The organism is Pseudomonas sp. NPDC089396 (assembly GCF_044749545.1).
Taxonomy (GTDB): Bacteria; Pseudomonadota; Gammaproteobacteria; order Pseudomonadales; family Pseudomonadaceae; genus Aquipseudomonas.
Genome location: NZ_JBIVIC010000002.1, coordinates 303,568 through 321,895 on the forward strand (window position 1 = coordinate 303,568; position 18,328 = coordinate 321,895).

Annotated in this window: 24 protein-coding genes; 14 read left to right on the plus strand and 10 right to left on the minus strand. The window is 62.0% G+C overall.

Annotated elements, in window-relative coordinates; all coding sequences use genetic code 11:
• The first annotated feature begins 77 nt into the window (after nucleotides 1-77).
• The 6 genes from pmbA to ACIPZB_RS04410 all read left to right on the plus strand — a co-directional run bounded on the left by pmbA (nucleotide 78) and on the right by ACIPZB_RS04410 (nucleotide 5,428).
• Nucleotides 78-1,424 (plus strand): metalloprotease PmbA, encoded by a 1,347-nt coding sequence (gene pmbA, locus ACIPZB_RS04385; protein WP_008092498.1) that lies wholly within the window; start codon nucleotides 78-80, stop codon nucleotides 1,422-1,424.
• A gap of 226 nt (nucleotides 1,425-1,650) precedes the next feature.
• Nucleotides 1,651-2,052 carry a hypothetical protein gene (locus ACIPZB_RS04390; protein WP_008092496.1) on the plus strand — a complete coding sequence of 134 codons (402 nt, stop codon included), beginning with the start codon at nucleotides 1,651-1,653 and terminating at the stop codon, nucleotides 2,050-2,052.
• Nucleotides 2,045-3,421, plus strand: coding sequence for a class II fumarate hydratase (locus ACIPZB_RS04395; RefSeq protein ID WP_400639131.1), 1,377 nt, complete (start codon nucleotides 2,045-2,047; stop codon nucleotides 3,419-3,421). The genes ACIPZB_RS04390 and ACIPZB_RS04395 overlap by 8 nt, the downstream gene beginning before the upstream one ends.
• A gap of 27 nt (nucleotides 3,422-3,448) precedes the next feature.
• Complete coding sequence (locus ACIPZB_RS04400) at nucleotides 3,449-3,910, plus strand: hypothetical protein (protein ID WP_400639132.1); 462 nt, start codon at nucleotides 3,449-3,451, stop codon at nucleotides 3,908-3,910.
• A 1-nt stretch (nucleotide 3,911) separates the two neighbouring features.
• Nucleotides 3,912-4,523, plus strand: a complete 612-nt coding sequence (locus ACIPZB_RS04405; RefSeq protein WP_400639133.1) for a superoxide dismutase — start codon at nucleotides 3,912-3,914, stop codon at nucleotides 4,521-4,523.
• Between the two features lie 11 nt (nucleotides 4,524-4,534).
• Entirely contained in the window at nucleotides 4,535-5,428 is an 894-nt protein-coding gene (locus ACIPZB_RS04410) for a ZIP family metal transporter (RefSeq protein ID WP_400639361.1), read from the plus strand.
• Nucleotides 5,429-5,551: 123 nt separating this feature from the next.
• Here the strand turns inward: ACIPZB_RS04410 and ACIPZB_RS04415 are convergent, their stop codons facing one another.
• The 10 genes from ACIPZB_RS04415 to ACIPZB_RS04460 form a co-directional block, all read right to left on the minus strand.
• Nucleotides 5,552-5,824: an HPr family phosphocarrier protein gene (locus tag ACIPZB_RS04415; RefSeq protein WP_008092485.1), complete on the minus strand. Its 273-nt coding sequence runs from the start codon at nucleotides 5,822-5,824 to the stop codon at nucleotides 5,552-5,554.
• Between the two features lie 20 nt (nucleotides 5,825-5,844).
• A complete protein-coding gene (gene rapZ, locus ACIPZB_RS04420; RefSeq protein WP_400639134.1) occupies nucleotides 5,845-6,699 on the minus strand; it encodes an RNase adapter RapZ in 855 nt (284 codons plus the stop codon).
• Between the two features lie 2 nt (nucleotides 6,700-6,701).
• Entirely contained in the window at nucleotides 6,702-7,166 is a 465-nt protein-coding gene (gene ptsN, locus ACIPZB_RS04425; RefSeq protein WP_008092481.1) for a PTS IIA-like nitrogen regulatory protein PtsN, read from the minus strand.
• A 12-nt stretch (nucleotides 7,167-7,178) separates the two neighbouring features.
• Nucleotides 7,179-7,487: a ribosome hibernation-promoting factor, HPF/YfiA family gene (gene hpf, locus ACIPZB_RS04430; protein WP_003255135.1), complete on the minus strand. Its 309-nt coding sequence runs from the start codon at nucleotides 7,485-7,487 to the stop codon at nucleotides 7,179-7,181.
• 78 nt (nucleotides 7,488-7,565) lie between these two features.
• Entirely contained in the window at nucleotides 7,566-9,059 is a 1,494-nt protein-coding gene (locus tag ACIPZB_RS04435; RefSeq protein WP_400639135.1) for an RNA polymerase factor sigma-54, read from the minus strand.
• 174 nt (nucleotides 9,060-9,233) lie between these two features.
• On the minus strand, nucleotides 9,234-9,959 hold the full coding sequence (gene lptB / locus ACIPZB_RS04440) for an LPS export ABC transporter ATP-binding protein (RefSeq protein WP_008092472.1): 726 nt from the start codon (nucleotides 9,957-9,959) through the stop codon (nucleotides 9,234-9,236).
• Nucleotides 9,960-10,484: a lipopolysaccharide transport periplasmic protein LptA gene (lptA, locus tag ACIPZB_RS04445; protein WP_012316073.1), complete on the minus strand. Its 525-nt coding sequence runs from the start codon at nucleotides 10,482-10,484 to the stop codon at nucleotides 9,960-9,962.
• Nucleotides 10,471-11,043, minus strand: a complete 573-nt coding sequence (lptC, locus tag ACIPZB_RS04450; RefSeq protein WP_400639136.1) for an LPS export ABC transporter periplasmic protein LptC — start codon at nucleotides 11,041-11,043, stop codon at nucleotides 10,471-10,473. The genes lptA and lptC overlap by 14 nt, the downstream gene beginning before the upstream one ends.
• An 8-nt stretch (nucleotides 11,044-11,051) precedes the next feature.
• On the minus strand, nucleotides 11,052-11,576 hold the full coding sequence (locus ACIPZB_RS04455; protein ID WP_008092466.1) for an HAD family hydrolase: 525 nt from the start codon (nucleotides 11,574-11,576) through the stop codon (nucleotides 11,052-11,054).
• Between the two features lie 13 nt (nucleotides 11,577-11,589).
• Complete coding sequence (locus tag ACIPZB_RS04460; RefSeq protein ID WP_400639137.1) at nucleotides 11,590-12,564, minus strand: KpsF/GutQ family sugar-phosphate isomerase; 975 nt, start codon at nucleotides 12,562-12,564, stop codon at nucleotides 11,590-11,592.
• A gap of 247 nt (nucleotides 12,565-12,811) precedes the next feature.
• Between ACIPZB_RS04460 and ACIPZB_RS04465 the strand changes: the two genes are divergently transcribed.
• From ACIPZB_RS04465 to hisG, 8 genes are all read left to right on the plus strand, one after another.
• Complete coding sequence (locus tag ACIPZB_RS04465) at nucleotides 12,812-13,621, plus strand: ATP-binding cassette domain-containing protein (RefSeq protein ID WP_008092462.1); 810 nt, start codon at nucleotides 12,812-12,814, stop codon at nucleotides 13,619-13,621.
• Nucleotides 13,621-14,418 (plus strand): lipid asymmetry maintenance ABC transporter permease subunit MlaE, encoded by a 798-nt coding sequence (mlaE, locus tag ACIPZB_RS04470; RefSeq protein ID WP_008092460.1) that lies wholly within the window; start codon nucleotides 13,621-13,623, stop codon nucleotides 14,416-14,418. The genes ACIPZB_RS04465 and mlaE overlap by 1 nt, the downstream gene beginning before the upstream one ends.
• Nucleotides 14,418-14,903 carry an outer membrane lipid asymmetry maintenance protein MlaD gene (gene mlaD, locus ACIPZB_RS04475; protein WP_008092458.1) on the plus strand — a complete coding sequence of 162 codons (486 nt, stop codon included), beginning with the start codon at nucleotides 14,418-14,420 and terminating at the stop codon, nucleotides 14,901-14,903. Before mlaE ends, mlaD begins: the two co-directional genes overlap by 1 nt.
• Before the next feature lie 9 nt (nucleotides 14,904-14,912).
• A complete protein-coding gene (locus ACIPZB_RS04480) occupies nucleotides 14,913-15,560 on the plus strand; it encodes a phospholipid-binding protein MlaC (RefSeq protein WP_400639138.1) in 648 nt (215 codons plus the stop codon).
• A complete protein-coding gene (locus ACIPZB_RS04485) occupies nucleotides 15,557-15,859 on the plus strand; it encodes a lipid asymmetry maintenance protein MlaB (RefSeq protein WP_400639139.1) in 303 nt (100 codons plus the stop codon). The genes ACIPZB_RS04480 and ACIPZB_RS04485 overlap by 4 nt, the downstream gene beginning before the upstream one ends.
• 119 nt (nucleotides 15,860-15,978) lie before the next feature.
• Nucleotides 15,979-16,218, plus strand: a complete 240-nt coding sequence (locus ACIPZB_RS04490) for a BolA family protein (RefSeq protein ID WP_003255121.1) — start codon at nucleotides 15,979-15,981, stop codon at nucleotides 16,216-16,218.
• A gap of 23 nt (nucleotides 16,219-16,241) precedes the next feature.
• On the plus strand, nucleotides 16,242-17,507 hold the full coding sequence (gene murA / locus ACIPZB_RS04495; protein WP_008092432.1) for a UDP-N-acetylglucosamine 1-carboxyvinyltransferase: 1,266 nt from the start codon (nucleotides 16,242-16,244) through the stop codon (nucleotides 17,505-17,507).
• A 172-nt stretch (nucleotides 17,508-17,679) separates the two neighbouring features.
• Nucleotides 17,680-18,315, plus strand: coding sequence for an ATP phosphoribosyltransferase (hisG, locus tag ACIPZB_RS04500; protein ID WP_400639140.1), 636 nt, complete (start codon nucleotides 17,680-17,682; stop codon nucleotides 18,313-18,315).
• The last annotated feature ends 13 nt before the right edge of the window (nucleotides 18,316-18,328 follow it).

An 18,328-nucleotide genomic window follows, 5' to 3' on the forward strand; every position in this document is an offset into this window, starting at 1 on the left:
TAACCAGTCGGGGGCCGCTTGTCCGGCCCGGTCGTAGAATGACCCTCGCCGAACGCAGAATTTGAGTGGAGAAAACCATGAGTGCAGTCCAGAGCGTAGGCCCCAAGGACCTGCCAGCGTTGCAGGAGCAGGTCGAAGCGATCATCGCCGAGGCGCGCCGGCAAGGTGCCAGCGCCTGTGAGGTGGCGGTGTCGCTGGAGCAAGGCCTGTCCACCACGGTGCGCCAGCGTGAAGTCGAGACGGTCGAGTTCAATCGCGACCAGGGCTTTGGCATCACCCTCTATGTCGGCCAGCGCAAGGGCTCGGCCAGCACCTCGGCCAGTGGCCCGGATGCGATCCGCGAAACCGTTGCCGCCGCCCTCGCCATTGCCAAGCATACTTCCGAGGATGAATGCTCGGGCCTGGCCGATGCCGCGCTGATGGCCCGCGAGATTCCCGACCTCGACCTTTACCATGACTGGGATATCGAGCCGGAGCAGGCGATTGAAATGGCGTTGACCTGCGAGGCAGCGGCGTTCGACGCCGATCCGCGGATTCTCAATGCCGATGGCACTACCTTGAATACCCACCAAGGCTGCCGCGTATACGGCAACAGCCACGGTTTCATCGGCGGTTACGCCTCCACCCGGCACAGCTTGAGCTGCGTGATGATCGCCGAGGGCGATGGGCAGATGCAGCGGGACTACTGGTACGACGTGAATCGCCAGGGCAACCTGCTGGCCGACCCCCGCAGCATCGGCCTGCGCGCCGCGCAGCGTGCCGCCAGCCGCCTCGGTGCCCGCCCGGTACCGACCTGCGAGGTACCGGTGCTGTTTTCCGCCGAGCTGGCCGGCGGCCTGTTCGGCAGCTTCCTGTCGGCCATTTCCGGCGGCAACCTGTACCGCAAGTCGTCGTTCCTCGACGGCGCCATGGGGCAACGCCTGTTCCCCAGTTGGCTGACCCTCGATGAACGTCCGCATATTCCACGAGCGCTGGGCAGCGCTGCGTTCGATGGTGATGGCCTGGCCACCTATGCCAAGCCGTTCGTCGACAAAGGCGAGCTGGTGTCCTACCTGTTGGGCACCTATTCCGGGCGCAAGCTGGGGCTGCCGAGCACGGCGAATGCCGGCGGTGTGCACAACCTTTATGTCACCCATGGTGTGGAAGACCAGGCGGCGCTGATCCGCCGCATGGGCCGTGGTCTGCTGGTGACCGAGTTGATGGGCCATGGCCTGAACATGGTGACCGGGGACTACTCCCGTGGTGCGGCGGGCTTCTGGGTGGAGAATGGCGAGATCCAGCATGCCGTTCAGGAAGTGACCATTGCCGGCAACATGAAGGACATGTTCCAGCAAATCGTCGCCATTGGTAGTGATCTTGAGACCCGCAGCAATATTCACACAGGGTCGGTGCTGATCGAGCGGATGACGGTCGCCGGCAGCTGATTCTTCGCCTGTACCGGCCTCATCGCGGGCAAGCCCGCTCCTACAGATACTCCACCGTATCTGTAGGAGCGGGCTTGCCCGCGATGAGGCCGGTACATTCACTGCAAATTCGAGCCTGATTTACAGAACCCGGCCCCGCGCCGGGTTTTTTACTTTCGTCGCATTCACTTGAAGTGATTCTATTTATCACTTAATAATGAATATCATTATCCAGTAACCCTTGGCGATGATGTTCATGAAACCCGTCCTGCGCGAACTGCCCTACCTGGAAAACTGGCGCTGGCTCAGCCGGCGCATCCGCTGTGCGCTCGAACCCGACGAGCCACGCCTGATCGAGCACTACCTGGCCGAAGGCCGCTATCTGGTGTGCTGCACCGAAACCTCGCCATGGACGGTGGCGTTGACCTCATTGCGCCTGCTCCTGGATACCGCCAGCGACCGCATGCTGCCGTGGCATTGGCGCTGCTTGTGCCTCGACCAGGCCTGGCGTCCATTGCTCGACCTGCGCAATCTCGATCGCCGCGAACAGAACCAGCGCTGGCAGCCCTATGCACTGCAACTGGCCAATTGCCGGTTGCTGCCGTCGATTTCTCCCGATGAACTGATGCAAGGATTTGATGATGAGTGATACCCGTATCGAGCGTGACAGCATGGGCGAACTGCAGGTGCCGGCCCAGGCCCTGTACGGCGCCCAGACCCAACGCGCGGTGGACAACTTCCCGATCAGCGGGCAGCGCATGCCGGCCCAGTTCATTCGCGCCTTGCTGCTGGCCAAGTCTGCGGCAGCCAAGGCAAACATCGAACTGGAGCAGATCTCGGCAGGGCAGGGCCAGGCTATCGTCAAGGCAGTCGAGCAGCTGTTGGCGGAAGGCTTCATCCAGCACTTTCCGGTGGATGTGTTCCAGACCGGCTCCGGCACCAGCTCCAACATGAACGCCAACGAGGTGATTGCCACGCTGGCCAGTCGTGTACTGGGCGAGCCGGTAAACGCCAACGACCATGTCAACTGTGGCCAGAGCAGCAACGACATCATCCCCACGACCATTCACGTCAGTGCCGCGCTGGCCCTGCATGAGCAATTGCTGCCGGCGCTGCGCCACCTGGTGCAGGTGATTGAAAGCAAATCGGCGCAGGTGCATCAGTACGTGAAAACCGGCCGCACCCACCTGATGGATGCAATGCCGGTGCGCATGAGCCAGGTGCTCGATGGCTGGGCAGCACAGATCAACGGCGCCAAGGCGCACCTCGAAGCCACGCTGCCGAGCCTGCAGGCCCTGGCCCAGGGTGGCACCGCCGTAGGCACCGGTATCAACGCCCATCCGCAATTCGCTGCCGGCTTCGCGCGTCAGCTCAGCGCATTGACCCAGATCGAGTTCACCCCCGGCCAGAACCTGTTCGCACTCATCGGCTCCCAGGACACTGCCGTGGCATTGTCCGGCCAGCTCAAGACCACGGCCGTGGCACTGATGAAAATCGCCAACGACTTGCGCTGGATGAACTCTGGCCCGCTGGCCGGCCTGGGTGAAATCGAACTGCAAGGCCTGCAGCCGGGTTCTTCGATCATGCCGGGCAAGGTCAACCCGGTGATCCCGGAGGCCACTGCCATGGTTGCCGCTCAGGTGATCGGCAACGACGCGACCATCGCGATTGCCGGCCAGTCGGGCAACTTCGAGCTCAACGTGATGCTGCCGGTCATCGCCCGCAACCTGCTGGAGAGCATCGAGCTGATGGCCAATGCCAGCCGACTGCTGGCCGACAAGGCCATCGCCAGCTTCAAGGTCAACGAGGGCAAGCTCAAGGAAGCCCTGGCGCGCAACCCGATCCTGGTCACTGCGCTGAACCCGATCATTGGTTACCTCAAGGCCGCCGAGATCGCCAAGACCGCCTACCAGCAGGGCCGGCCGATCATCGACGTGGCGCTGGAGCACACCGATCTGTCGCGTGACCAGCTCGAAGCGCTGCTGAACCCGGAAAAACTCACCGCTGGCGGCATCTGACCCGCGTCAGCGCTCAGGAGATACGCCATGCAGCACTGGAAACGCACCACGCAAGCTGCCAACCGCCTGTTCGAACAGGGCGAGCTGGTGGACGCCCGGGAACATTACCTGCAAGCCCTGGCCCTGGCTCAGGTGTTGTTCGAGCGCTGGCATGACGTCGACGAAGCGGTGGCGGCCTTCGTCATCGCCCACCACAACCTGGCCGACCTGCACCTGCGCCTGAACCAGCCGCATGAAAGCGCCGACTACCTATGTGCTGCGCACCAGCGTTTGCTGCAGGCCAGCCAGGAGCCGCGTCTGTCGCAGGCACTGCGTGATGCAGCGCTGCGCCACAGCGGGCGCACCTACACCGAGTTGCTCAGTTTCATCGCCGAGTACGGCCAGTACCCGCGTACCGAGCGCTTGCTCAACCGCCAAACCCCGGGGGGCAGCGAACTGGCCACCCAGGGTGAAGCGGCACCCCGAACCCCCGTCTACGGAATCCATTGACATGCCCTATACCTTGCCTGCGTTGCCCTATGCCTACAACGCGCTGGAACCGCACATCGATACCCAGACCATGGAGATCCACCACACCAAGCATCACCAGACCTACGTCAATGGCCTGAACGCGGCCGTCGAGGGGACCGAATGGGCCGAGTGGCCGGTCGAGAAGCTGGTCGGTGCGGTCAAGCAATTGCCGGAAAAGCTGCAAGGCGCGGTGATCAATCATGGTGGCGGCCATGCCAACCATTCGCTGTTCTGGACCGTCATGTCAGCGCAGGGCGGCGGTCAGCCGCAGGGGCAGCTGGCCAAGGCCATCGAGGCCGAGCTGGGTGGTTTTGAAGCGTTCAAGGATGCCTTCACCAAGGCCGCCCTGACCCGGTTCGGCAGTGGTTGGACCTGGCTGAGCGTCACCCCGCAAAAGTCGCTGGTGGTGGAAAGCAGCGGCAACCAGGACAGCCCCTTGATGCACGGTAATACGCCGATTGTTGGCCTTGATGTCTGGGAGCATGCCTACTACCTGAAGTACCAGAACCGTCGCCCGGAATACATCGGCGCCTTCTACAACGTCATCGACTGGGCGCAAGTGGAACGTCGTTACCTCGAAGCCCTGAAGTGAGTCGATCCGGTATGCGCTCGGAGGTGATGTCTGTCAGTAGTGTGCGCCTGTTCCGGTTGGCAATAGGCACGCTGCTGCTATTGGTCGGCACGGCCCTGCTGGTGGCGCGAGGTATTGCCTGGCTGGACCTGGAGCCGCGCATGCTGCGCGCCCTCGAGGGTGGCGCACTGTGTGCGCTGGGTACGGCGCTGGGTGCGGTACCGGTGTTGGTGATTCGCAACATGCCGGTGGCCCTGGCCGATACCTTGTTGGGTTTCGGTGCCGGCGTGATGCTGGCGGCCACCGCGTTTTCCTTGATCATTCCGGGGCTCGACGCTGCGCGGTCAATCGGTTTCAGCCCGTGGGGCGCGGGTGGCTTGATCAGCTTCGGCTTGCTGTTCGGAGCGTTGTGCCTGTTCGCCGTTGATTTGAAGGTGTCGGGCGCATCGCCCGAGGCGCTGGTGGGTAACGATCGGCAACCCGTGATTGCAGCGCGGATCTGGCTGTTCGTGATCGCCATCATTGCCCACAACATTCCCGAAGGCATGGCCATCGGCGTATCGGCCGGTGGTGGCATGGCCGATGCCGACAGTCTGGCGATGGGCATTGCCTTGCAGGATGTACCCGAGGGACTGGTGATTGCGCTGGTGCTGGCGGGGGCGGGCATGCCGCGGTTCAAGGCGTTTCTGATCGGGGCCGCGTCTGGCCTGGTGGAGCCGTTGGCGGCGGTGCTGTGTGCCTGGCTGGTGAATTTTGCCGAGATGCTGCTGCCGTTGGGCCTGGCTTGTGCAGCGGGGGCGATGCTGTTGGTGGTGACACAGGAGATCATCCCCGAGTCACGTAGCAATGGGCATCACCGGTTGGCCAGCCTGGGGCTGTGCATCGGCTTTTGCCTGATGATGGTGATGGATACGGCGATGTCTTGAGTTGGCTTTACTGGCCTTATCGCCGGCAAGCCGGCTCCCACAGGGTCAGGCAGCGCCTGCGATTCCTGTGGGAGCCGGCTTGCCGGCGATAGAGCCAGTGCAGTCAGCCAGGATGCGAGCGAGTTACTCGCCTTCGTCGAAATAGTTGTTGATCAACGCCACCAGCGCTTCCAGCGCTTCGTTGTCCTGCTCCCCCTCGGTATGCAGGTGCACCTGGGTGCCTTTGCCCGCCGCCAGCATCATCACGGCCATGATGCTCTTGCCGTCCACCAGCTTGTCTGGCGCACGCCCCACCCGCACCTGGCAAGGGAAGCGCCCGGCCACGCCAACGAACTTGGCTGCCGCCCGGGCATGCAGCCCCAGCTTGTTGATGATGGTGATTTCGCGGGCGGGCATCGTGGGGCGGATCCTGTGGGCTAGAGGTCGCGGTGGCGGACCTGGACGTTTTTCAGAGACTGCTGCAGCAACTTCCCAAGGCGTTCGGTGATATAGACCGAACGGTGGTGACCGCCAGTGCAGCCAATGGCGATGGTGACATAAGCGCGGTTGCTGGCAGCGAAGCGTGGCAGCCATTTGAGCAGATAGCTGGAAATGTCGGTGAACATTTCCTCGACGTCCGGCTGAGCGGCGAGGTAGTCGATGACCGGCTGTTCGAGGCCGGAGTGCTCGCGTAGCTCGGGCTTCCAGTACGGGTTGGGCAGGCAGCGTACATCGAACACCAGGTCGGCATCGACCGGCATACCGCGCTTGAAACCGAACGACTCGACCAGGAAAGCGGTGCCTGGCTCGGGTTGATTGAGCAGGCGCAGCTTGATCGTGTCGCGCAGTTGATAGAGGTTGAGGCTGGTGGTATCGATTTTCAGGTCGGCGAGATCGGAGATCGGCCCCAGCAGCTCGCTTTCCACGCGGATCGCTTCGGCCAGCGAGCGGTCGGCGTTGGTCAGCGGATGGCGACGGCGGGTTTCGGAGAAGCGCTTGAGCAGCGTTTCTTCGTCGGCATCGAGAAACAGCACATCACACTGGATATGGCGGCCGCGGGCTTCGGAAAGCAGCTCGGGGAAGCGTGACAGATGGCTGGGCAGGTTGCGCGCATCGATCGAGACGGCCACTTTCGGTTGCAGCAGCTCGGTGTTGATCAACGCATTCTCCGCCAGTTGCGGCAGCAAGCCGGCCGGCAGGTTGTCGATGACGTAAAAGCCGTTGTCTTCCAGCACATCGAGGGCGGTACTCTTGCCGGAGCCGGACCGGCCGCTGACGATGATCAGGCGCATGTTCAGTGCTCGTTCTGTGCGTCCAGGACAACCTGGAACAGGGCCTCGCTGCTGTGGGCGGCACGCAGGCGCTCGCGAACTTCCTTGCGGTCGAGCATGCTGGCGATCTGGCGCAGCAGTTCCAGATGGGCATCAGTAGCAGCCTCCGGCACCAGCAGGACGAACAACAGATCGACCGGCGCGCCATCGATGGCGTCATAGTCGATCGGAGCATCCAGGTGCAGCAGGGCGCTGACGGGTGAAGAACACCCTTCAAGCCGGCAGTGGGGAATGGCGATGCCATTGCCGAAGCCAGTGGAGCCAAGCTTTTCCCGCGCGATCAGCTTTTCGAAGACGTCTTGCATCTCCAGCTCGGGTACTTGTTCGGCAATCAGGTTGGCGACCTTTTCAAGGGCGCGCTTCTTACTGCCGCCCGGCACGTTCACCAGGGAACGGCCGGGGGTCAGGATAGTTTCAAGTCGGATCATGGATGAGGGGGATCAGCGGGCGGCTGCACCTTGCAGCAAGCTTTGCTGTTTTTCCTTGTGTTTTTTCAGTTGGCGGTCGAGCTTGTCGGCCAAGGCGTCGATCGCTGCATACATGTCTTCGTGTTCTGCGTTGGCAACCACTTCGCCGCCGGGAATCTGCAGGGTCGCTTCGACCTTCTGCTGCAGCTTCTCGACTTTCATGATGACCTGCACGTTGGTGATCTTGTCGAAGTGACTCTCCACCCTGGCGAGCTTTTCCAGCACGTAATCGCGTAGCGGCTGGGTGACTTCTACATGCTGTCCACTGATATTGACTTGCATACAGCTTCTCCTTTGTTGCCCGTGCATAAAGAGGCAGGTATTGCACCTGCCCCACAAACGCTGTGGCACACCCAGGGGCTACATCAGTCGCTTGCGCTCGCTCGACGGTGCGATGCCGAGGGACTCGCGGTACTTGGCGACGGTGCGACGGGCTACCTGGATGCCTTGTGCCTCCAGTAAACCAGCGATCTTGCTGTCACTCAATGGCTTTTTCTGATTTTCCGCCGCAACCAGTTTCTTGATGATCGCGCGGATCGCCGTGGACGAGCATTCTCCGCCCTCGGCGGTGCTGACGTGGCTCGAGAAAAAGTATTTCAGCTCGTAGATGCCGCGAGGTGTGTGCATGTATTTCTGCGTGGTGACCCGCGAAATGGTCGACTCGTGCATGCCTACCGCTTCGGCGATATCGTGCAGTACCAGCGGCTTCATCGCTTCGTCACCGTGGTCGAGGAAACCACGCTGGTGCTCGACGATCTGGGTGGCCACCTTCATCAGGGTTTCATTGCGGCTCTGCAGGCTCTTGATGAACCAGCGTGCCTCCTGAAGCTGGTTGCGCATGAAGGTGTTGTCGGCGCTGGTGTCGGCGCGGCGGACGAAGCCGGCATACTGCGGGTTGACCCGCAGGCGCGGGATCGCTTCCTGGTTCAGTTCGACCAGCCAGCGCTCGCTGTCCTTGCGCACGATCACATCGGGCACCACGTATTCAGGTTCGCTGGACTCGATCTGCGAACCCGGGCGCGGGTTGAGGCTCTGCACCAGCTCGATCACCTGACGCAGCTCGTCTTCCTTGAGCTTCATGCGGCGCATCAGCTGGCTGTAGTCGCGGCTGCCGAGCAGGTCGATGAAATCGCTGACCAGGCGCTGGGCTTCGCTCATCCAGGGTGTGCTGGAGGGCAGTTGGCGCAGTTGCAGCAGCAGGCATTCGCCGAGGCAGCGGGCGCCGACGCCGGCAGGTTCGAACTGCTGGATGCGGTGCAGCACAGCTTCGATCTCGTCGAGTTCGATATCCAGTTCCGGGTCGAAGCCTGCGCAAATCTCTTCGAGCGTGTCTTCCAGGTAGCCCTGGCCGTTGATGCTGTCGATCAGGGTGACGGCGATCAGGCGATCGGTATCGGACATCGGTGCCAGGTTCAGTTGCCACAGCAGGTGGCTCTGCAGGCTCTCGCCGGCCGATGTGCGGGTGGTGAAGTCCCACTCGTCGTCATCGTTGCTCGGCAGGCTGCTGGCGCTGGTCTGGTAGATGTCTTCCCAGGCGGTATCGACCGGAAGCTCGTTGGGGATTCGCTCGTTCCACTCACCGTCCTCCAGGTTTTCGGCACTGCTGGAGCTTTCCTGGAAGCTGTTGTCCTGGACTTCGGTAACCGGCTTGTTTTCGGCGTTGTCCGCCATCGGGTCGCTGTTGTCGAAGTCTTCGCCGTCTTCCTGGCGTTCGAGCATCGGATTGGACTCCAGCGCTTCCTGGATTTCCTGCTGCAGGTCCAGGGTGGAAAGCTGGAGTAGGCGGATGGCCTGTTGCAACTGAGGAGTCATCGTCAGTTGCTGGCCCATTTTTAGGACGAGCGATGGTTTCATGGCTGGGGCTAAATACCTTGTTCGCCGGCGCGCATGCGCCATCCACTACATGAGGGCGCCGGAGCGCCTAATTCAAGCAAGTTTTATGCCTTAAATTGTAGCGTTTGCCTAGAGCACTGTAACAACTTAAGCCCCGTCAGGAGCGGTTTGCCAGTGCTCCAGGCACATCTGGGCTCAGAGTCGGAACTCGTGACCCAGGTAAACTTCCTTGACCAGGTCGTTGGCCAGGATGGTCTCGGCATCGCCCTCGGCGATCAGTTGGCCATCGTTGACGATGTAGGCGGTTTCACAGATGTCCAGGGTCTCGCGAACGTTGTGGTCGGTGATCAGCACACCGATGCCCTTGGCCTTGAGGTGGTAGATGATCTGCTTGATGTCGCCAACGGAAATCGGGTCGACGCCGGCAAAGGGTTCGTCCAGCAGGATGAACTTCGGTGCGGTCGCCAGTGCGCGGGCAATCTCGACGCGGCGGCGTTCGCCACCGGACAGGCTCATGCCGAGGTTGTCGCGGATATGGCTGATATGGAACTCCTGCAGCAAGCTTTCCAGCTCCTTGCGCCGGCCGTCACGGTCGATGTCCTTGCGCGTTTCGAGGATCGCCATGATGTTGTCGGCCACCGACAGTTTGCGGAAGATCGAAGCTTCCTGCGGCAGATAGCCGATACCGGCGCGGGCACGGCCGTGCATCGGCTGGTGGCTGACATCGAGGTTGTCGATCAGAACCCGGCCCTGATCGGCCTGGACCAGGCCGACGATCATGTAGAAGCAGGTGGTCTTGCCGGCGCCGTTGGGGCCGAGCAGGCCGACGATCTGGCCGCTGTCGATCGACAGGCTGACGTCGCGCACGACTTGCCGGCTTTTGTAGCTCTTGGCCAGGTGCTGGGCTTTGAGGGTTGCCATTTACTCGGCCTTCTTCTTCGGCTGGATCACCATGTCGATGCGCTGACGTGGTTGAGTCACGTTGCCACCGCGACCGGCGGTCGCAACCTGGGACTTGGTGTTGTAGACGATCTTCTCGCCTTCGGTGGTGTTGCCTTCGTTCTCGACCTTGGCACGGTCGGTGAGGATCACCGTGTCTTTCTGTGCCTGGTACTGGATGGTCACGGCCCAGCCCTTCATCTTGTCAGGCTTGGCGGCGCTCTGCTGTTGCTCGAAGTAGGCCAGGTTGCCCACCGAGGTCACCACGTCGATGTCGCCGTTGGCGGCGCGGGTCATGGTCACGGTGTTGCCTTTGATCATCATCGAGCCTTGGGTGATGATCACGTCACCGGTGTAGGTGGCCACGCCTTGCTTGTCGTCCAGGTGCGCGTTGTCGGCCTGGATGCGGATAGGCTGGTCACGGTCGGTCGGCAGGGCGAAGGCGCTCGCGCTTCCCAGTGCTGCGCTCAGGCTGAGCAAAAGGGGGAGGGTTTTAACGAGCCTCATACTGTCCTCTTACGTTAGAGAGCAGGTCCATCCTGCCTTCTTTCAAATACGCTTTCATACCCTTGCCCGTGGTCGTACCACCGGCGCCGTCGATTCTAACGGCTTGCTCGGTCTGCGCATATTGCTTCTGTGGGAATACGGTCATGCGCGAGCTGGTAATGATGGTTTCGCGCTGTTTTTCGTCAGTGCGTGCGACACGCACCTTGTCGATCAGTTCGACTTCGCTGCCGTCGGGGTTGACCTCGGCGCGTACGCTCTGCACATGCCACGGGTACTCGGTACCGCGGTACATGTGCAGGTCGGGCGTGGTCACCAGTGTGACTTCGCTGGCCTTGAGGTGTTCGACTTTGTCGGCGGTCATTTCGTACTGCAGCTTGCCATCGGGAAGAAACTGCAGGCTGTGGGCGTTGATCGCGTAATAGTCGATGGCGCTTTCATCAACTTGCGCCACGGGCTGGTCGAGGAAGCTTTCAGGGCTGACATTCCAGTACCCGATCGCCACCAGCAGGGCAGCGATCAGCGTGAGCAGCACAATATTGCGGGCTTTCTTGCTGAACATGTTCGGCCTTAAAGGTAATTGGCATTGGCAGCGTCCAGGGTGCCCTGGGCCTGCATGATCAGTTCGCAGAACTCGCGGGCGGCGCCTTCGCCGCCGCGCGCCTGGGTCACGCCGTGGGCGTGCTGGCGAACGAATGGCGCGGCATTGGCGACCGCCATGCCCAGGCCCACCCGGCGAATCACCGGCAGGTCCGGCAGGTCATCGCCCAGATAGGCAACCTGTTCATAGCTTAGGCCCAGTTCGGCGAGCAGGCCGTCGAGCACTACCAATTTGTCCTCGCGGCCCTGGAACAGGTGCGGGATGCCGAGGTTTTTCGCTCGACGCTCGACGACCGGGGTCTTGCGTCCGCTGATGATGGCCGTGGTTACGCCTGCGGCCATGAGCATCTTGATGCCGTGGCCATCGAGGGTATTGAAGGTCTTGAACTCGCTGCCGTCCTCGAGAAAGTACAGCCGTCCGTCGGTGAGCACGCCGTCGACATCGAATACGGCGAGCTTGATGGCTTTGCCGCGTTGCAGCAGATCTTGGGTCATTACGGGTTCTCCTTTACATCACGCCTGCGCGCAGCAGGTCGTGCATGTTCAGGGCGCCGGTAGGACGGTCGTCCTTGTCGACCACCACCAGGGCGTTGATCTTGTGGTCTTCCATGATCTTGAGCGCCTCGGCCGCGAGCATTTCGGCGCGTGCGGTCTTGCCGTGCACGGTCATCACCTGGTCGATCAAGGTGGTGTGAACGTCGATGCTGCGATCCAGGCTGCGGCGCAAGTCGCCGTCGGTGAAGATCCCCGCCAGCTTGCCATCCGGTTCCAGGACCACGGTCATGCCCAGGCCCTTGCGGGACATTTCCAGGAGCGCGTCCTTGAGCAGCGTGCCGCGTTGCACCTGTGGCAGCTCGTCGCCCGCGTGCATGACGTTCTCGACCTTGAGCAACAGGCGTCGGCCCAAGGCTCCGCCTGGGTGCGAGAAGGCGAAGTCCTCGGCGGTGAAGCCACGGGCTTCGAGCAGCGCGATGGCCAGGGCGTCGCCCAGCACCAGTGCTGCGGTGGTGGACGAGGTGGGCGCCAGGTTCAGCGGGCAGGCCTCCTGGGCGACACGGGCGTCGAGGTTGACCTCGGCGGCCTGGGCCAGAGGCGAATCCGGATTGCCGGTCAGGCTGATCAGCTGGATGCCCAGGCGCTTGATCAACGGCAACAGGGTGACGATCTCGGCAGTACTGCCCGAGTTGGAAAGGGCGAGAATGACATCGTCGCGAGTGATCATGCCCATGTCGCCATGGCTGGCTTCGGCCGGGTGCACGAAGAATGCCGGTGTGCCGGTGCTGGCCAAGGTCGCGGCGATCTTGTTGCCGATATGCCCAGACTTGCCCATGCCGACCACCACGACGCGGCCCTTGCTCGCCAGGATCAGTTCGCAAGCCTTGACGAAGTTGGCGTCGATACGGGCCATCAGGCCTTCTACGGCCTCGAGTTCAAGGCGCAGTGTTCGCTGTGCGGATTGGATCAACTCGCTGGATTGGCTCATGTTGAAAAACGATGCCTGATGAAAAGGCGGCGATTATAGCCGCAATGGAAGAAAGCCTCATCCTTTCGATTGCCATCGGAAATGTCGGCAAAGTCTGTCATTGGCCTGAACGACTCGTTCCATGGCCTTGGGGCCGCCCTGTTACCGGTGCTATAGTTCGCCGCTATTCGGCCTGCCAGGGGCGCGTGTGCCTTCCTGATGGGGGCCGGCGTCCATTAGGACGAGGCTGCACTAGCAAGGAGTCTAGATGAGTGTGGATAGCGCCTACGCGGTCGAGTTGAAGGGTGTCACCTTCAAGCGCGGTTCGCGCAGCATTTTCAGCAATGTCGACATACGCATCCCGCGTGGCAAGGTCACCGGCATCATGGGGCCGTCGGGTTGCGGCAAGACTACGCTGCTGCGCCTGATGGGCGCGCAACTGCGCCCGGCAAGCGGCGAAGTGTGGGTGGCTGGGCAGAACCTGCCGAGCCTGTCACGCAGCGACCTGTTCGACGCGCGCAAGCAGATGGGTGTGCTGTTCCAGAGCGGCGCGCTGTTCACTGACCTCGATGTGTTCGAGAACGTCGCCTTCCCGTTGCGTGTGCATACGCAGCTGTCGGACGAGATGATCCGTGACATCGTCCTGATGAAGCTGCAGGCCGTGGGCCTGCGCGGTGCCATCGACCTGATGCCCGACGAGTTGTCCGGTGGGATGAAGCGCCGGGTGGCACTGGCCAGGGCAATTGCGCTCGATCCACAGATCCTCATGTACGACGAACCGTTCGTCGGTCAGGATCCGATCGCGATGGGCGTGCTGGTGCGCCTGATCCGCCTGCTCAACGATGCGCTGGGCATCACCAGCATCGTGGTGTCCCATGACCTGGCCGAAACCGCCAGCATCGCCGACTACATCTACGTGGTCGGTGATGGGCAGGTGCTGGGCCAAGGTACCCCCGATGAGCTGATGGGCTCGGACAATCCGCGCATTCGCCAGTTCATGAAAGGCGACCCGGATGGCCCGGTGCCGTTCCATTTTCCTGCGCCTGACTACCGCGCCGATCTGCTGGGGGCGCGTTGATGCGTAGAAAATCCTTACTGGAACGAATTCGCCTGCTGGGCCGCTCGGCTATCGACGTGCTGGCGGTGCTCGGGCGCTCTTGCCTGTTCCTGTTCCATGCGCTGGTCGGCCGTGGCGGCATCGGCGGCGGTTTCCAGCTGCTGACCAAGCAGTTGTACTCGGTGGGCGTGCTGTCGCTGGCGATTGTGGTCGTGTCCGGTGTGTTCATTGGTATGGTGCTGGCCCTGCAGGGCTACAGTATCCTCACCAAGTACGGTTCCGAGCAGGCGGTCGGGCAGATGGTCGCCCTGACCCTGCTGCGCGAACTGGGGCCAGTGGTCACCGCGCTGCTGTTCGCCGGGCGGGCAGGTTCGGCACTGACGGCCGAGATCGGCAACATGAAGTCCACCGAGCAGCTGTCGAGCCTTGAGATGATCGGCGTCGACCCGCTCAAGTACATCGTCGCACCGCGCTTGTGGGCCGGCTTCATTTCCTTGCCGTTGCTGGCCCTGATCTTCAGCGTGGTTGGCATCTGGGGTGGTTCGTGGGTCGCGGTGGACTGGCTGGGCGTCTACGAAGGCTCGTTCTGGGCCAACATGCAGAACAGTGTTTCCTTTACCGACGACGTGCTCAACGGGCTGGCCAAGAGCCTGGTGTTCGCCTTCGTCACGACCTGGATCGCCGTATTCCAGGGGTACGATTGTGAGCCCACCTCAGAAGGGATCAGCCGTGCCACCACCAAGACCGTGGTCTATGCCTCATTGGCAGTACTGGGTCTGGACTTTATTCTGACCGCCTTGATGTTTGGAGATTTCTGATGCAAAACCGCACCCTGGAAATCGGTGTCGGCCTGTTCCTGCTGGCCGGGATCCTGGCGTTGCTGCTGCTGGCCCTGCGTGTCAGCGGGCTGTCGGCCAGCCCGAGCAGCGATACCTATAAAGTTTATGCGTACTTCGACAATATCGCCGGTTTGACGGTCAGAGCTAAAGTGACCATGGCCGGCGTGACAATCGGCAAGGTCACCGCCATCGATCTGGACCGTGATTCCTACACCGGTCGGGTGACGCTGCAGCTGGACAAAACGGTCGACAACCTGCCGACCGACTCCACTGCCTCGATCCTGACCGCCGGTTTGCTTGGCGAGAAATACATCGGCATCAGCGTCGGCGGCGAAGAAGAAGTGCTCAAGGAAGGTGCAACCATCCATGACACCCAGTCGGCCCTGGTGCTGGAAGATCTGATTGGCAAGTTCCTGCTCAACTCCGTTGGCAAGGAACCGAAAGAAGCGCAACCGGCTAATTAAGGAGTTTCCATGATTTCGATCTTGCGACGTGGCTTGCTGGTCCTGCTGGCAGCTTTCCCTCTGCTGACACTGGCAGCGCAAACGCCCCATGAGGTGGTGCAGAGCACCACCAATGAACTGCTGGGCGATCTCAAGGCCAACAAGGAGCAGTACAAGAGCAACCCGCAGGCGTTCTACGATGCGCTCAATCGCATCCTGGGCCCGGTGGTCGATGCCGATGGCATCTCCAAGAGCATCATGACCGTCAAGTATTCGCGCAACGCCACTCCCGCGCAGATGCAGCGCTTCCAGGAAAACTTCAAGCGCAGCCTGATGCAGTTCTATGGCAACGCCCTGCTCGAGTACAACAACCAGGGCATCGTCGTCGATCCGGCCAAGGCTGATGACGGCAAGCGTGCCAGCGTCGGCATGAAGGTCACCGGCAACAACGGTGCCGTGTACCCGGTGCAATACACGCTCGAGAACCTTGGCGGCGAGTGGAAGGTCCGTAACGTCATCGTCAACGGTATCAACGTCGGCAAGCTGTTCCGTGACCAATTCGCCGACGCCATGCAGCGCAACGGCAACAACCTGGACAAGACCATCGACGGCTGGGCCGGCGAAGTGGCCAAGGCTAAGCAAGCCGCCGAAACCTCTCCTGACAAGGAAGTGAAATGAGCGAGGCCGGCGTGAGCATGGTTGAGCCGGGCGTGCTGCGCCTGGCCGGCGTGCTGGACTACCGCAGCGGCCCGGCCTTGCGCAAGCAGGGCAAGGCGCTGATCGCCGCCGCCCGCGAGACGCAGCTGGTGCTTGACTGTTCGTCGGTCGAGAAGTCGTCCAGCGTCGGCCTGTCGTTGCTGCTGGCGTTCATGCGTGACGCCCAGGCCGCTGGCAAGACGTGCGAAGTACGCGGCATGCCGGAAGACATGCGGGAAATTGCCGAGGTCTATGACCTCGACGAAGTACTGGCGAGCTGATGGCTCGTCACTGATGGAGGGCCCCTCGGTCAGCGCGCTCACTCAGTGGGCTTCGCAGGCGAGGGGCTTTTTTGTATGATGGCCGACCCGTGCGCATCGGGCGCCGATTGAGGTTGAGCATGCAGGCCGTAGAAGTTAAGAGCTTCCTTGAAGAGAAATTGCCGGGATCCCGGGTCGAAGTTGAAGGCGAAGGCTGCAACTTCCAGTTGAACGTGATCAGCGACGAATTGGCTGGCCTGAGCCCGGTCAAGCGCCAGCAGGCAATCTATGCTCACCTGAATCCCTGGATCGCCAATGGCAGCATCCATGCGGTAACCATGAAATTTTTCAGCAGCGCAGCCTGGGCTGAGCGCACCTGAGCCAACTTGGCGGCGAGACTCCAATGGACAAACTGATTATTACTGGCGGTGCTCGCCTCGATGGCGAGATCCGCATTTCGGGCGCGAAGAACGCGGCCCTGCCGATTCTGGCGGCGACCCTGCTGGCCGATGGCCCGGTCACCGTGGGCAACCTGCCACACCTGCATGACATCACCACCATGATCGAGCTGTTCGGGCGCATGGGCATCGAGCCTGTGATCGACGAAAAGCTGGCAGTGGAGATCGATCCGCGCACCATCAAGACCCTGGTCGCGCCTTACGAGCTGGTCAAGACCATGCGCGCCTCGATCCTGGTGCTTGGCCCCATGGTCGCGCGCTTCGGCAAGGCCGAAGTTGCCCTGCCGGGTGGCTGCGCCATCGGTTCGCGTCCAGTCGACCTGCACATCCGAGGCCTTGAGGCCATGGGTGCGAAGATCGAAGTGGAAGGCGGCTATATCAAGGCCGAGGCGCCTGAAGGCGGCCTGCGTGGCGCGCACTTCTTCTTCGATACCGTCAGCGTGACCGGTACCGAGAACATCATGATGGCCGCTGCCCTGGCCAAGGGCCGCAGCGTCCTGCAAAACGCCGCGCGGGAGCCGGAAGTGGTCGACCTGGCCAACTTCATCAACGCCATGGGCGGCAAGGTTCAGGGCGCTGGCACCGACACCATCACCATCGATGGCGTCGAGCGCCTGGACTCGGCCAACTACCGCGTCATGCCTGACCGTATCGAGACCGGTACCTACCTGGTTGCCGCTGCCGTGACCGGTGGTCGCGTCAAGGTCAAGGATACTGATCCGACCATCCTCGAAGCGGTGCTGGAGAAGCTCAAGGAAGCGGGTGCCGACATCACCACCGGTGAAGACTGGATCGAGCTGGACATGCATGGCAAGCGGCCGAAAGCCGTCAACCTGCGTACCGCTCCGTATCCGGCGTTCCCGACCGACATGCAGGCGCAGTTCATCTCGCTCAACGCCATTGCCGAAGGCACCGGTGCGGTCATCGAGACGATCTTCGAGAACCGTTTCATGCACGTGTACGAAATGCACCGCATGGGCGCTCAGATCCAGGTCGAGGGCAACACCGCCATCGTTACTGGCGTACCGACGCTCAAGGGCGCTCCGGTGATGGCCACCGACCTGCGTGCTTCCGCCAGCCTGGTGCTGTCGGCGCTGGTCGCCGAAGGCGATACCCTCATCGATCGCATCTACCACATCGACCGTGGCTACGAGTGCATCGAAGAAAAACTGCAGATGCTGGGCGCGAAGATCCGTCGCGTACCGGGCTAGTCATCTGCCTGGGAGCAGGGTGTTCGGAGCGGGCTTGCCCCGCGAAGCATCCACCGCTGCGTATGGCACCGGTTTTGCCGGTGTTCGCGGGGCAAGCCCGCTCCCACACACGAATTGAATGCGGCCGGGCCCAGGCCCGGCTGGCAGTAGCCGCTTAAGGACCGACGTTCCAATGTTGACCATCGCGCTTTCCAAAGGCCGCATCCTCGACGATACCCTGCCGTTGCTGGCCGAGGCCGGTATCGTGCCGACCGAGAATCCGGACAAGAGCCGCAAGCTGATCATCCCCACCACGCAGGAAGACGTGCGCCTGCTGATCGTGCGCGCCACCGATGTGCCGACCTATGTCGAGCATGGCGCCGCCGACCTCGGCGTGGCGGGCAAGGACGTGCTGATGGAGTACGGCGGCCAGGGCTTGTACGAGCCGCTGGACCTGCAGATCGCCCGCTGCAAACTGATGACCGCTGGCGTGGTCGGTGCACCGGAGCCCAAGGGCCGCCTGCGCGTGGCCACCAAGTTCGTCAACGTAGCCAAGCGTTACTATGCCGAGCAGGGCCGCCAGGTCGACATCATCAAGCTCTACGGCTCGATGGAACTGGCACCGCTGATCAACCTCGCCGACAAGATCATCGACGTGGTCGACACCGGCAACACCCTGCGCGCCAACGGCCTGGAGCCCCAGGAGATGATCGCCACGATCAGTTCGCGCCTGGTGGTCAACAAGGCCTCCATGAAGATGCAGCACGCCCGCATCCAGAGCCTGATCGATACCCTGCGCAAAGCGGTCGAATCGCGACACCGCGGTTGACTTCTGTGCGCGA